This is a genomic window from Aeromonas sp. QDB34 (genome assembly GCF_027705405.1).
Taxonomy (GTDB): Bacteria; Pseudomonadota; Gammaproteobacteria; order Enterobacterales; family Aeromonadaceae; genus Aeromonas; species Aeromonas hydrophila.
In genome coordinates this window covers 1-12,548 of sequence record NZ_JAPDBT010000002.1, presented here as the reverse complement: position 1 = coordinate 12,548, position 12,548 = coordinate 1, and the positions used below count along the sequence as shown (strand labels likewise).

General features: G+C 65.0%; 12 protein-coding genes. 6 read left to right on the top strand and 6 right to left on the bottom strand.

What is annotated here, in order from left to right; genetic code table 11:
- Positions 1 to 19: 19 nt before the first annotated feature.
- Positions 20 to 1,270 carry a DEAD/DEAH box helicase gene (locus tag OKC29_RS03885; RefSeq protein ID WP_073348892.1) on the bottom strand — a complete coding sequence of 417 codons (1,251 nt, stop codon included), beginning with the start codon at positions 1,268 to 1,270 and terminating at the stop codon, positions 20 to 22.
- A 102-nt stretch (positions 1,271 to 1,372) separates the two neighbouring features.
- Entirely contained in the window at positions 1,373 to 2,242 is an 870-nt protein-coding gene (locus tag OKC29_RS03880; RefSeq protein ID WP_073348893.1) for a LysR family transcriptional regulator, read from the bottom strand.
- 219 nt (positions 2,243 to 2,461) lie between these two features.
- On the opposite strand from OKC29_RS03880, the gene OKC29_RS03875 reads away from it, so the two are divergent.
- Positions 2,462 to 3,694, top strand: a complete 1,233-nt coding sequence (locus OKC29_RS03875; RefSeq protein ID WP_073348894.1) for an MFS transporter — start codon at positions 2,462 to 2,464, stop codon at positions 3,692 to 3,694.
- Between the two features lie 6 nt (positions 3,695 to 3,700).
- Here OKC29_RS03875 and OKC29_RS03870 read toward each other — a convergent pair whose 3' ends face one another.
- Positions 3,701 to 3,850: a hypothetical protein gene (locus tag OKC29_RS03870; protein ID WP_153810813.1), complete on the bottom strand. Its 150-nt coding sequence runs from the start codon at positions 3,848 to 3,850 to the stop codon at positions 3,701 to 3,703.
- A gap of 58 nt (positions 3,851 to 3,908) precedes the next feature.
- Positions 3,909 to 4,364: a hypothetical protein gene (locus OKC29_RS03865; protein ID WP_043172097.1), complete on the bottom strand. Its 456-nt coding sequence runs from the start codon at positions 4,362 to 4,364 to the stop codon at positions 3,909 to 3,911.
- A 170-nt stretch (positions 4,365 to 4,534) separates the two neighbouring features.
- Between OKC29_RS03865 and OKC29_RS03860 the strand changes: the two genes are divergently transcribed.
- Entirely contained in the window at positions 4,535 to 5,443 is a 909-nt protein-coding gene (locus OKC29_RS03860; RefSeq protein ID WP_073348895.1) for an SAM hydrolase/SAM-dependent halogenase family protein, read from the top strand.
- A gap of 187 nt (positions 5,444 to 5,630) precedes the next feature.
- The gene (locus OKC29_RS03855) at positions 5,631 to 8,681 is read left to right on the top strand and encodes a cytochrome c peroxidase (RefSeq protein ID WP_073348896.1); all 3,051 of its coding nucleotides are present in this window, start codon (positions 5,631 to 5,633) and stop codon (positions 8,679 to 8,681) included.
- A 68-nt stretch (positions 8,682 to 8,749) separates the two neighbouring features.
- Here the strand turns inward: OKC29_RS03855 and OKC29_RS03850 are convergent, their stop codons facing one another.
- The gene (locus OKC29_RS03850; RefSeq protein ID WP_073348897.1) at positions 8,750 to 9,046 is read right to left on the bottom strand and encodes a hypothetical protein; all 297 of its coding nucleotides are present in this window, start codon (positions 9,044 to 9,046) and stop codon (positions 8,750 to 8,752) included.
- 145 nt (positions 9,047 to 9,191) lie between these two features.
- Complete coding sequence (locus OKC29_RS03845) at positions 9,192 to 9,752, bottom strand: carbonic anhydrase (RefSeq protein ID WP_005309014.1); 561 nt, start codon at positions 9,750 to 9,752, stop codon at positions 9,192 to 9,194.
- 230 nt (positions 9,753 to 9,982) lie between these two features.
- On the opposite strand from OKC29_RS03845, the gene OKC29_RS03840 reads away from it, so the two are divergent.
- The 3 genes from OKC29_RS03840 to OKC29_RS03830 all read left to right on the top strand — a co-directional run bounded on the left by OKC29_RS03840 (position 9,983) and on the right by OKC29_RS03830 (position 12,038).
- Positions 9,983 to 10,630 carry a ribonuclease T2 family protein gene (locus tag OKC29_RS03840; RefSeq protein ID WP_039216063.1) on the top strand — a complete coding sequence of 216 codons (648 nt, stop codon included), beginning with the start codon at positions 9,983 to 9,985 and terminating at the stop codon, positions 10,628 to 10,630.
- Between the two features lie 68 nt (positions 10,631 to 10,698).
- Positions 10,699 to 10,983 carry a Pathogenicity locus gene (locus tag OKC29_RS03835; RefSeq protein WP_065479492.1) on the top strand — a complete coding sequence of 95 codons (285 nt, stop codon included), beginning with the start codon at positions 10,699 to 10,701 and terminating at the stop codon, positions 10,981 to 10,983.
- Positions 10,980 to 12,038, top strand: a complete 1,059-nt coding sequence (locus tag OKC29_RS03830; RefSeq protein ID WP_073348898.1) for an NAD(P)H-dependent flavin oxidoreductase — start codon at positions 10,980 to 10,982, stop codon at positions 12,036 to 12,038. The genes OKC29_RS03835 and OKC29_RS03830 overlap by 4 nt, the downstream gene beginning before the upstream one ends.
- Positions 12,039 to 12,548 lie beyond the last annotated feature (510 nt).

Genomic DNA, 12,548 nt, shown 5'->3' with positions numbered 1-12,548 from the left:
CCTGGATTATTCGATGATGTCAGCGTTTCCCACTACGACTGGCCTTTCCAGCCAGAGCCTGCTTTCTGGCGCGCTGCTTCTGGGCTGCCTTGCTGCTGCGGCGTGGCTCGGGCTCGAAGCGGGTCAGATCCGGCTCAAAGCCCGGGAACCACTGCTGGGGCAAGCGGGTGTCGAGCACCGCCTCCACCTTCTCCAGCAGCGGCGCATCTTCCGGGCTGAACAAGGTGATGGCGAGCCCCTTGTTGCCCGCGCGACCGGTGCGGCCGATACGGTGCACGTAATCCTCCGCCACAAACGGGAATTCCATATTGATCACGTAGTTGAGATCCGTGATATCGAGGCCGCGGGCCGCCACGTCGGTGGCAACCAGCGCCTGCAGGGTGCCGGCGCGAAACTCCAGCAACACCTTCTCCCGCGCCCCTTGTGACAGGTCACCGTGGAAGGCCAGCGCGTTGATGCCGGCCTTGCCGAGCTGCTGGGCCAGCTTGTCGGCCCCCTGGCGGGTGCGGCTGAAGATCAGGGCCGGCGCCCAGCCCTTCACCTTGAGCATGTGTTCGACCAGCGCCAGTTTGCGATCGCCATCCACCGTATAGACCCGCTGCTCCACCTCGGCCGCCGTGGTGTTGCGCGGGGCCACTTCGATAAGTGCCGGGTCACGCAACAACACCTTGCTCAAGGCAAACAGGTTGTCATCGCAGGTGGCCGAAAACAGCAGGGTCTGGCGATCGGTCGGGATCTGTTTCAGCAGTGCCTTGATCTCGTCCATAAAGCCCATGTCGAGCATGCGATCCGCCTCGTCAAACACCAGATGGCGCAGCGCCGCCAGACTCAGCGCCCCCTGCCGCAGATGGTCGAGCAGCCGGCCCGGGGTGGCGATCAGGATATCCACCCCGGCTTTCAGCGCCTCCACCTGTGCCGCGATGCTCACCCCGCCGTAGACCAGCGTGCTGGTGAGGTCGGTGCCCTTGGCGTAGCGCGTGACACTCTCATGTACCTGCACCGCCAGCTCGCGGGTCGGCACCAGCACCAGGGCGCGGATGGGGCGAGGGACATCGTTCGTCGGGTTTTGCAGCAACTGCTCCAGCAGCGGCAGCACGAAGGCGGCGGTCTTGCCGGTGCCGGTCTGGGCGCCCGCCATCAGATCGCGCCCCGCCAGAATGACCGGGACGGCGCTGGCCTGCACCGGGGTCGGTGCGGCGTAGCCAAGCTCGGCCAGGGTCTGCTGCAAGCGGGGGGAGAGCGCCAGATCGGCGAAGGAGGCAATGGACATAAGGGTACCCGTCGGGATGAGCGCGGCCGCGCCGCGCTGGAAACAGTCTTGATGGCCGGCATGGTAACAGATGCGGGGCCGCGGGCAGAAGGCGCCGCCGGCTCAGCGGCAGTGAAACACCTCCTCCAGCGCGTCCACCACGGCGCGCACCCGGCTGGCTTTTTGCAAGTCGGGGTGGAGCACCAGCCAGATGTCGACCGGATCGCACAGGGTGGGCAGCAGGCGCACCAGCTCCGGCTCCTTGTCTGCCAGAAAGGTGGAGAGCAGGGCGATGCCGAGCCCCTGGCGAGCCGCCGCCAGCAACAGCAGCTGGGCGTTGCACTGCAGCACCACGTTGGGCTCGTGCAGCGGCTCCCCACACAGGCTGTGCCAGTGGCGGGAGACCAGCTCCCTGGCAAACAGCAGCAGGGCGTGCTGGCTGAGGCCATGGCCGCTCTTGGGCGTGCCGTGACGGGCCAGATAGTCGCGAGAGGCATAGAGCCCCATCTCTATGGTGGTGAGACGCTTGATCACCAGCTCGTCGTTGTCCGGGCGCAGCCCACGGATGGCGAGATCGGCCTCCCGGTAGGCGATGTCGCTGACGCTGACCGCGGTCTGCAGGCTGAGCCGGATCCCTGGGTGGCGCTCGCGCAGCAGGGTGAGGGCGGGCAACACGAAGGCTTGGGCCAGGGTGTCGGTGGTGGCGATGCGCACCTCGCCACACAGGCTCTGATCGCCAGCGCTCGCCTTGCGTTCGATGGCCTTGATGGCCTGCTCCATGGCGCTGGCATCCGCCAGCATGGCCTCGCCGAGGGGGCTGAGATCATAGAGCTTGGGGGTGCGGATAAAGAGTTTGGAGCCGAGGTTCTGCTCCAGCGCCGTGATGCGGCGCCCCACGGTGGCCTGATCGACCCCCAGTACGCCGGCGGCGCCGCGCAGGGTGCCCTGCCGTGCCAATGCCAGAAAAAACCGCGCGTCGTCCCAGTTGATCATCGAGCCTCCCACTCAAAGTGCCCCGGCGGGGCGTGCCCATTAGAAGCCAGTGCCAGCGGGATCACAAGGCGAGAGTGCCCTTGCCGACATGCAGATAGATGTCACTGACATGCATTATTGAAGCAGGCTGATGCATTTGTGTCGCTGTCGAGGGGCCTCGATGGGCGCTATCATGGCGCCTCTCGTCAGCGGCCTTGCCCGCCCTCATCGGAGCCTTGCATGTCATCATCCCTCTGTGCCGCCGCCCCCTCTGCGGCGGCTACCTCCCATGGCGCCATCCTGCTGTTTCTGCCGCTGGCGCTGATGTCGGCGCTGCTCAACAGCAGCGTGCCCACCCCCCTCTATCCCCACTATCAGCAGGCGCTGGCCCTGAGCGATGTCAGCCTCACCCTCATCTACGGCGGCTATGCGGGCGGGGTGCTGATCTCCCTGTTCGGGGTGGGCAATCTGGCGGGCCGGGTGAGCGATCTGCGCGCCATGATCCTGCCGGCCCTGCTGGCGGTACTGGGGGGCGCCCTGCTGTTCTCTCTGGCGGACTCCTTCTGGTCGCTATTGCTGGCGCGGGTGCTGGCCGGGATCGGCACCGGCGCCCTGACCGGCGCCGCCAACGTGGCCCTGCTGCGCTTCGGTCCGCGCGATGGCGGCAAGCGGGCCGCCCTCAGCGCGACCCTCTCCTTCACCGCCGGGTTGGCGCTTGGTCCGGTGTTCAGCGGGTTGGCGCTGCAGCTGGAGTGCTATCCGACCCAACTGCCCTTCCTGCTCATCATGGGGTTGGCGGCCTGCGCCATGGCGGGGGTGGCGTTGAGCTGGCCCGCCCGCGAGCAAGGGGGGCCGGCTGCGGTAACGCAGCAGGGCAGGGGATCGCTGGGGGAGGGGCTCAAGGCCACCGGGGCGGCTTTCTTTATTTGTGCACTGGCGCTGTTTACCGCCTGGGCGGTGGCGGCCAGCCTGCTGGCCATCGGTCCCAAGGTGGCCAGCCAGCTGCTGGGGCTGCGGGATCTCGGCCTGTTCGGCTATCTCATCGCGGCCTACATGGTGCTCTCCGGCCTTTGCCAGCTCTGGGCTCGTCGGCTCGATGCCCGTCACACCCTGCAAAGCGGTGCCCTGGCGCTGGCGCTCTGCATGCTGCTGTTTGCCGGCGCCGTGCATGCCCAGTCGTGGTGGCTGGCGGTGCTCGGCTTGCTGGTGGCCGGTTACGCCCAGGGCGCGGTGTTCGTCGGCAGTGCGACCCTGGTCAACCGCATCGCGCCGGCTGCCAGCCACGCCCGGTTGGTGTCGCTCTTCTACGTGATCGCCTATGTGGCGAACTGGGTGCCGGTGCTGCTGGGCTGGGTCAGCGATGGCGCTGGCGTGCAGGCGGCGGTGGATCTGCTCACCGTCGGCAGCGTGCTGATCAGCCTGGGACTGGCCTGGGCGGCCTGGCGCACCCGCTTCGAGCCGGCTGCTGGCTAGCGTGACTCAGTCGGCCAGCACCACCCGCTTGGCCGACAGATGGTGCATCCATTCGCGCAGGATCAACAGGGCGGCGGCAAAGCGCCGGGTCTTGGGCAGGCTGGTGTGACTCAGTCGGCCAGCACCACCCGCTCGGCCGGCAGATGATGCATCCATTCGCGCAGGATCAGCAGGGCTGCGGCAAAGCGCCGGGTCTTGGGCAGGCTAGTGTGACTCAGTCGGCCAGCACCACCCGCTCGGCCGACAGATGGTGCATCCATTCGCGCAGGATCAAGAGGGCGGCGGCAAAGCGCCGGGTCTTGGGGAGGTTGGCGGCGGCCAGCGGGTCGCCCTCCACCATGGCGGCAAACTGGCCGAACAGTTGCTCCAGGCTCTCCCGGCTCAGTTCACGACTGCCGAGCACCTCGGCCAGCGGCAGCGGCGCCTGCAGGGTCACCACCTCATGGGGCGGTACCTCGGCGGCCAGCGGCATCAACACGTCTTCCACCACCATGATGGCCTGCTCCAGCTCCAGCGCGCTCGGTGGATCCCGGCGAAACGGGCCCGGCGTCATGGCCTCGAGGCCGAAGCCCAAGTCGCGGGTAAAGCGGGTGCCGTCGGCCCGGGTCAGCTGCAGCTGGCTGCTGTGCTCCCCCAGGCTGAGCAGGATGGCGGTCTGGTTGCGGGTCATGGGATCTCCTTGTAGCGGTCGCGACTCAGCCCTATCCATACACCCGCCGCGACCTGCTGGCGAGGGCTTTCGGCGCCCCCCATCCGGGGAATACGGCTTGCAATATGTGGCAGTGATGGCATTCTGGATGTCTAGATGGTTATCTTGTCATTTCCTTCAGGAGTTCAGATATGGATATTCGTACCGCCCCCCGTGCGCTTGCGCTCGCCCTGTTGCTGGCCAGCGGCCTTGCCACCGCCAACGAGGCGCTGGTGATCCAGACCGACTTCGGTCTCAAGGATGGTGCCGTCTCGGCCATGAAGGGGGTCGCCTTCGGGGTGGACCGCACCCTGCCGCTCTATGACCTGACCCACGAGATCCCGGCCTACAACATCTGGGAAGCCTCCTACCGCCTCTACCAGACTCTGCAGTACTGGCCCAAGGGCACTGTGTTCGTCAGCGTGGTGGATCCGGGTGTCGGCACCGATCGCAAGTCGGTGGTGCTCAAGACCAAGAGCGGCCACTACATCGTCAGCCCGGATAACGGCACCCTGACCCTGGTGGCGGAGCACTTCGGTATCGACACGGTGCGCCAGATCGACGAGAAGACCAACCGCCTCAAGGGCTCCGAGAAGTCCTACACCTTCCACGGCCGCGACGTCTACGCCTACACCGGCGCCCGGCTCGCCTCCGGTGCTATCAGCTATGAGCAGGTGGGGCCCAAGCTGCCGGCCGAGGTGGTGAAGATCCCCTATCAGCCGGCAGTGGCCGAGCAGGATGGTACCCTCAAGGGCACCATTCAGATCCTGGACGTGCAGTACGGCAACGTCTGGACCAACATCGACGACAGCCTGCTGACCAAGGCGGGGATCAACAAGGGTGACAACGCCTGCATCAAGATCAGCGAAGGGGATGCACTGAAATACGAGGGCAAGGCCCCCTATGTCAGCAGCTTTGGCGATGTGCCGGAAGGCCAGCCGCTGGTCTACCTCAACAGCCTGCTGCAGGTGTCGGTAGCGCTGAACATGGACAGCTTCGCCGCCAAACATCAGGTGCAATCAGGCGCCAACTGGCATATCAGCCTGAAGAAGTGCTCCTGACCGCGAGCCGAGGTCGCCGGCTGACCGGTACACGGAGATAAAGAGGGCAGGCATCGACGGATGCCTGCCCTCTTGTCATGGCGTCCGCGTGGTTGTTGTCAAAACACATATTTGCAAGGTGATATTGATAATTATTGTCATTTGACTGGATAATCGTCGACTCCTCAGACCACTCACCCTTTGCACGATGAAAACCAGCCTCTTACTGGTCAGCCTGCTGATCCTTACTGCCTGCAATGACAACCATAGCCAGGCGCCCGTTCCCTCTGTGCCGGTGGTGACACCGCCCGTAGTAGAGCCGCCGGTGGAACCTCCGGAGGTGACGCCACCCACAGAGCCGCCGATTGAGCCGGTACCGACCCATACTCGCAGCGAGTTGAGCGTGCGACTCGATGTGACGACCCGCCTGGGGCAGGGGGCCACCCTGCTGCTGCGCCAGGCCGCTACCGGCATCGCGGTGAGCGGAGAGGTGGGGGAGGAGCACCCCTTGGTCATGACGCTGCCGGCCGGTTTGCTGCTGGATCAGCCGCTGGAGCTGGTGGGGAGCGATGGCAGCTATATTTTGCGCACCGCGACGGCCCGGGTGGCCGATCTCGGCGCCACGGCCCTGTCGGCCCGGCGCGCTGACGCACCTTCCTTGCGACTGGATGAAGAGGAGACGGCACTGTTCCTGCTGGCCGACCGCAATGGGGACGGCATCCTCGAGCAGGGCGAGTGGGAGCAACTGGCACAGATCCGTCTGCAGCAGCAACTGCTCATTCAGGACTATGCAACCCTGTTGCTGGCCCAGCGCCAGCCGGGGGCCGAGCTCAACTATCCGGACAGCTGGCAGATGCTGCTGGCCCTGCGTGCCGATCAGGGGGAGCGCAGCTGGTATCGGCACAGCAACAGCGCCCCCATCGAGGCGGCGAGGCTGCTGCTCTATCCCGCTCAACCCAGCCAGCCTGACGAGCCGGAGACGGCCGACCTGCTGCGCCTTGATGAGCAGGGCCGGCTGACGAGCGGCACTGACTGGCGTTGCCTGCACGATGTGCGCAGCCCCGCCGGGGTCAAGGGCAGCCAGTATTGGCTGCACGCCAGCGGCAGCAGTGCGTTGCCGCAGGCCAGCCGTGCCGGGCTGGGGGTGGTGCCGACTGGCTGCGGGCGCAGTGACTGGCGACTGCCTGGCCTGGCCGAATTCGAACGGCTGCTGGCGGCGGGCAAGCAGAGTTGGCGCTACCCACACACCTTTGCCCTGGCTGTACCAACCCGGATCTGGCTGCAGGACGGCGCCGGCCGCCCCGCTCTTTACCAGCCCGCCACGGGCAGCTGGCTCGAGGAGGGGGAGGGCAGCGTGCTCTGGTATGCGCTGGCGCCCTATCCGGTACGCCCTTCGGTCATCCGTGACGACAGCATGCCCGACATGGCCGCCCTGCGCGCCCGGTATGCCGGCCCTGCCGCCCAATGGCCGGCGGCCAGGCTTGATGAGGGGGTCGAGTGGCAGGAGCTGGGGCCGCTGCCGGCGGTGCCCTTCCCGGCTGACAACCCTTACAGCCGGGCCAAGGTGGTGCTGGGTCAGCAACTGTTCTTCGACAAGCGGCTCTCCCGGGCGCAAGACATCAGCTGTGCCAGCTGCCACGATCCGCAAAAAGGGTGGAGCGACGGGCTGAGCGTCTCGGTGGGTCACCAGGGGCAGAAGGGGACCCGCAACGCCCCCTCCATCCTCAACAGTGCCTTCAGCAGCAGCCAGTTCTGGGATGGCCGGGTCGGTTCCCTTGAGGAGCAGTCCCTGCACCCCATCCAGAACCCAGTGGAGATGGCACTGGATCACGACGAACTGCTGGCGCGTCTGCAGGCCAGCCGCGACTACCCGGCGGCCTTTGCCACGGCGTTCGGTGACGAGGGGATCAGCCTGGAGCGGATTGCCAAAGCGATCGCCACCTTCGAGCGCACCATCATCAGCCGCGACAGCGACTTCGAGCGCTTCGTCCAAGGCGACGGGCAGGCCCTGAGCGACAAGGCGCTGTGGGGGATGCACCTCTATCGCACCGATGGCCGCTGCATGAACTGCCACTCCGGGCCGCTGCTGAGCCAGTACCGGTTCGAGAGCGTGGGGCTGGCCTACTATGGCCGCAATCTGGAGGACCGCGGCCGCTTCCTGCACACCCGCCAAAAGGCGGACATGGGGCGCTTCAAGACCCCCAGCCTGCGGGATGTGGCGTTTACCGCACCTTATATGCACAACGGGGTCTTCCCCATCCTGGCGCAGCGCATCGGCAGTTCCGTGCAGGGGGTGGTGGCCATGTACAACTTCGGAGTGACCAAGTGGAGCAGCGGGGTGGGCTTCCCGACCGGGGTGGCGCAGTACGATCCCTTCTTCCCGCAAGCCTCCGATCACCTGCATGCGCTAGGTCTCTCCAACGACGAGCTGGATGCCATCGGTGAGTTCCTGCGCAGCGTGTCTGCCGAGCCGAGGCGCACCCCGGCCACGGTCGCCGAACTCGGATTGAGCGGGGTGGCTGACGAGGCGCCGGTGCCTGCCATCGTGATCGATCTGCAGGTGACGCCGACAGCGCCCCGGCTGGAAGTGGGCCAGACGCTGGCTTTGCAGGCCGAACTGCGGCTCAGCGATGGCACGCGCAATCCGGTGCAGGCTCCCTTGCAGTGGCGCAGCATGACGCCGGAGCGGGTCAGCGTCGACGGCGATGGGGTGCTCCACGCTCTGGCGGTGGGGCCTGCCCGGGTGCAGGTGAGCACGGGTGAGCGGATGCTGGAACTGGCGGTGCTGGTGGTGGATGCCCAGCCCGATTTCAACCAGGGCTGCCGTCATCCCGAGCTGGCGGCGGGCGAGCTGATCTTCGTCTGTCCCCTGACTCGCGCGGAAGCGGACCGGCTGGCGCTGGCGTACGACGGCAGCGCCAGAGATGAAGATGGGGATTACAACCCCTTCCCCCATGACTATGTGGTGATGAGCCAGGAACGGGCTCGCGACTACTGCCAGCAGCTGGTGGCACGTGGCCACGATGATTGGCGCCTGCCGGCAGCCAGGGAGCTGACGGCGCTGTTTGCCGCCTATCATAAGCGCGGTGAGGAGCTGAAACTGCTGACGGAGCAGGGCTGGCCGCTCTACAGCCGGCTCTGGAGCAGCGATGCCCTCAACGACGACGGGGAGGTTCCCCTGCTCGATCCGGGCAGCGGCGAGCTCATCACGGATCTGCCACAAGAGGCTCACGGCGTCGCCTGCGTGCGGGCACGTTAAGGAATTCGAGTCATGATCTCGACAAGGGCGCTGCGGCGCCCTTTTCATGGCCGGTCCAGCTGTGAGCCTTACTGCCCCTTGAGTGGGGCGGCGGCAGCAGGTTGGATCCTAATGGGCTGGGGCGGCAGCTCGCGGACGCTTACCACCACCTCATAGCGCTTGTCGGCTTCGGCCGGCGGAATGTTCTTGAACAGCGCCTGGGCCGTGGCCTGAGGATCCTGGCCCAGTTTGCTGGCGTGATAGAGGGGGGCGGGCAACGCCGGCGGGCGCGCATCGGGACGACCGGCTGGCGGGGCTGGCAGCTCGCAGGCCTGGGCCGACAGGCTGGCAAGCAGCAGGGTGAGCGCGAGGGGGTAACGTGACATGGGGATGACTCCATCCAGGGAAGATGGTCCATCAAACGCCAGGCGGGCCGCTAGCTCAACGGCTTTTACGCTCCCTTTTCACCCTCTTTACAGTCATGACAACGGGCGCCTGGGCGCCCGTTGTGGATCCTGGCAACCGCGGGACTCAGAACTCGTTGGAGAGCGCCTTGTACCCTTTGACCAGATCGATGTTGGTGTGGGCCACGTCCTCGGAGAACTCGGCGGCATCCACCGACACCCGCGGGATATGGTCCAGATCGCTCTGCTGGTTGATGCGGGTGGTGGAGGGGACGTAGAACTCCGGCGGCAGATCGCAGCCGTCCACCACCGAGTTGTGGCGTACCACGGCGCCGTCACCGATGTGGCAGTTGAACAGCACGCTGTTGAAGCCGATGAACACCCGGTTGCCCACTTCGCACGGCCCGTGGACTATGCTGCGGTGGGCGATGGAGGTGTATTCGCCGATGGTGACCGCAGCGCCGGACTTGGAGTGGATGACGACCCCGTCCTGAATGTTGGAGTTGGCGCCGATGACGATGGGCTCCATGTCGCCGCTGGCATCCACCTCGTCGGCGCGGATCACCGCATAGGGGCCGACAAACACGTTCTCCTTGATGATCACCTTGCCACAGATGATGGCTGTCTTGTCGATATAGGCTGACTCGTCGATGACCGGCAGATGGCCGGAGGGATTCTTGCGGATCATGTTACATCCTGTTGAAGAGGAAAGCGGACGGGAAGCAGGCCGGACGTGCGGGCCTGCCGGAGAGTCAGCTTACGCCTCGGTGCCGGGAGGGGAAACCCTTTACTGGTCTGACCCCGACATGGACCGGCGCCCCGGCAGGGTGTTCCCTCTGGGCAAAATATGGGAGCATGGCCGTTCTCGAGGGCAAAACGGCCCGCTCGACATAATGTGCATAACCCTGGATACCCAAGATGAAGAAGATTGTTGTGCTGCTTGGCATGCTGCTGGCCCCCTGGTTCTCCTCTGCCGTTCAGGCCAAAGGGGAGGCCGGCGAATTTGACTATTACGCCATGGCGCTCTCCTGGTCACCGGAGCATTGCGCCATCAAGCCGGCCGACCGGGACCAATGTTCCCGCCAGCTGGGATTCGTGCTGCACGGGCTCTGGCCCCAGTATCAGCGCGGCTACCCGAGCAGCTGTAGCCGCGAGCGGCTGGATCCGGCGATGGAGCAGCAGTTTGCCGGCCTCTATCCCAGCCGCTTTCTCTATCGCCATGAGTGGGAAAAGCACGGCACCTGCTCCGGCTTGAGCCAGAGCGGCTTTCATCAGCTGGCCAGCGACCTGCGCCAGAAGGTGAAGATCCCGGCTGCCTATCAGTCTCCCGCCGAGCCGCTGCGCAAGAGCCGTTTCCAGCTCAAGGCGGATCTGGCCAGTGCCAACGACTGGCTGGCACCGGACAACATCACGGTGGCCTGCGCCGATGGGGGTCGATTCCTGCGGGAGGTCTATATCTGCATCAACAAGGAGGGGACGGCAGCCGTCACCTGTTCCGATGAGATGCAAAAGCGCGAGTTGCGCTCCTGCGGTCAGCCGGACTTCCTGCTGCGCAGCGTACGTTGACCACTTATCTTCATCAGGCCCCTCGCGGGCCTGATGTGCAATGAGGGTATGGGAAAGGAGTCTGATCAATGAAGAGCAAGCAAGGATTTTCGGGCGAGGAGCGGGCGCTGCTGCTCGGCGTGAAAGGGGTGGGGCCCACCGTCATCGGGCGGCTTGAACAGCTTGGCTACCACAATCTGGCGCAATTGGCCGAGGCCGACACCGGCCATATCGTGCAACTGGTGGCCAGCATGCTGGGCTCGACCTGCTGGCAGAACAGCCCGCAGGCCCGGGCGGCCATCGATGGGGCCATCGCCCTGGCGCGCAGCCAGGTCGGTGGCATCACTCCCGAGCGGCAAGAGGCGACATCATGACGCTGTTTGCCGAACTGGAGCTGCGCTACCCCATCATTCAGGCCCCCATGGCCGGTGTTCAGGACAGCGCGCTGGCACTGGCCGTGACTCGGGCCGGCGCTCTGGGCTCATTGCCTGCAGCCATGCTGAGCCTCGCCACCTTGCGCGAAGAGCTGACCCGGCTGGCGGCGAGCGGGGGGCCATTCAACATCAACTTCTTCTGTCATCGGCAGGAGGCACCGGATCCCGCCGCCCAGGCCCGCTGGTTGCAGCGGTTGGCGCCTTACTATGACGAATACGGCGTGCGTGATGCTGCCGGCACGGCGGCTCCCAGCCGGGCCCCGTTCAATACCGAGCATGCCGCCATGGTGGCCGAGTTCAAACCTGCCGTGGTCAGTTTTCATTTCGGACTGCCCGAGTCCGAGTTGCTGGCCAGGGTGAAGGCCAGCGGGGCCAAGGTATTGGCCAGCGCCACCACGGTCGCTGAAGCCCGCTGGCTTGCCGACCATGGTGCCGATGCCATCATTGCCCAGGGGCTGGAGGCCGGCGGCCATCGCGGCCATTTCCTCGAGGGCGATCTCAGCCTGCAGCAGGGCACCTTTAGCCTGTTGCCACAGATAGTCGAGGCGGTGAGGCTGCCGGTCATCGCCGCCGGCGGTATTGTAGATGGCCGCGGCATTCGCGCCGCACTGGCGTTGGGCGCCAGCGCCGTGCAGATGGGCACCGCCTTTCTCTGTTGCCATGAGGCCACTACTTCGGCCCTGCACCGGGCGGCACTGCACTCGCCGGCAGGACGACACACGGCGCTGACCAACCTGTTCAGTGGTCGCCCGGCCCGCGGCATCGTCAATCGCCTGATGCGAGAGCTGGGCCCGCTGTCCGAAGATGTGCCTGCATTTCCTCATGCCAGTGGCGCCCTGGCACCGCTGCGCAGTGCGGCCGAACAGCGGGGAGACACTGGGTGTTCGCCGCTCTGGGCCGGCCAGAATGTCTCCGGTTGCCGTGACTGGCCGGCTGCCGAGCTGATCTCGCACTGGGTAAAAGAAGCCGGGCTGGCTGAAGTTATGCCTATATAGGAAGTCAATGTGGGCGCTGGCTCAAGCGGGGGGATGGAAAACAGGGGAAATGAAGACTCGGATTTCCCTGTTTTACTCGTTATCTGTGGATAAGTTTGTATAAAAGCTGTGCTTGGATATGAATAACTAAAAAAGTGCGCTTTTTTGCAATTTTATTGCATTCACCCTCTTGCCAGCGTGATCAATCTCTCTATAATGCGCCCCATCGACACGGCAAGCGGCAACGCAAACAACCGGGTCGGTAGCCTCGAAAAGCCTTTGCAAATAAGGCTTGACTCGAGAAGGCGGTTGAGTAGAATGCCACTCCCGCAGCAGCAAAAGCTGCGTCGCTCTTTAACAATTTGAATCAAGCAATCTGTGTGGGCACTCACAGCATCGAGCATCAAAAACAATTTTTGATATCAATGTCTGATGAAGTGACCAAAGCAACGAAAGTTGCAGCAGTTAATTCAGCAATTCATTGAGCCGCCTTAACAGGCAACCAAACTTAAATTGAAGAGTTTGATCATG

Bases quoted from the DNA above. Each gene is read 5' to 3' on its own strand.
- OKC29_RS03855 (WP_073348896.1), top strand. From the start codon at position 5,631: ATGAAAACCAGCCTCTTACTGGTCAGCCTGCTGATCCTTACTGCCTGC.
- OKC29_RS03880 (WP_073348893.1), bottom strand. From the start codon at position 2,242: ATGATCAACTGGGACGACGCGCGGTTTTTTCTGGCATTGGCACGGCAG.
- OKC29_RS03860 (WP_073348895.1), top strand. From the start codon at position 4,535: ATGGATATTCGTACCGCCCCCCGTGCGCTTGCGCTCGCCCTGTTGCTG.
- OKC29_RS03845 (WP_005309014.1), bottom strand. From the start codon at position 9,752: ATGATCCGCAAGAATCCCTCCGGCCATCTGCCGGTCATCGACGAGTCA.
- OKC29_RS03835 (WP_065479492.1), top strand. From the start codon at position 10,699: ATGAAGAGCAAGCAAGGATTTTCGGGCGAGGAGCGGGCGCTGCTGCTC.
- OKC29_RS03865 (WP_043172097.1), bottom strand. From the start codon at position 4,364: ATGACCCGCAACCAGACCGCCATCCTGCTCAGCCTGGGGGAGCACAGC.
- OKC29_RS03850 (WP_073348897.1), bottom strand. From the start codon at position 9,046: ATGTCACGTTACCCCCTCGCGCTCACCCTGCTGCTTGCCAGCCTGTCG.
- OKC29_RS03870 (WP_153810813.1), bottom strand. From the start codon at position 3,850: ATGGATGCATCATCTGCCGGCCGAGCGGGTGGTGCTGGCCGACTGAGT.
- OKC29_RS03885 (WP_073348892.1), bottom strand. From the start codon at position 1,270: ATGTCCATTGCCTCCTTCGCCGATCTGGCGCTCTCCCCCCGCTTGCAG.
- OKC29_RS03875 (WP_073348894.1), top strand. From the start codon at position 2,462: ATGTCATCATCCCTCTGTGCCGCCGCCCCCTCTGCGGCGGCTACCTCC.
- OKC29_RS03830 (WP_073348898.1), top strand. From the start codon at position 10,980: ATGACGCTGTTTGCCGAACTGGAGCTGCGCTACCCCATCATTCAGGCC.
- OKC29_RS03840 (WP_039216063.1), top strand. From the start codon at position 9,983: ATGAAGAAGATTGTTGTGCTGCTTGGCATGCTGCTGGCCCCCTGGTTC.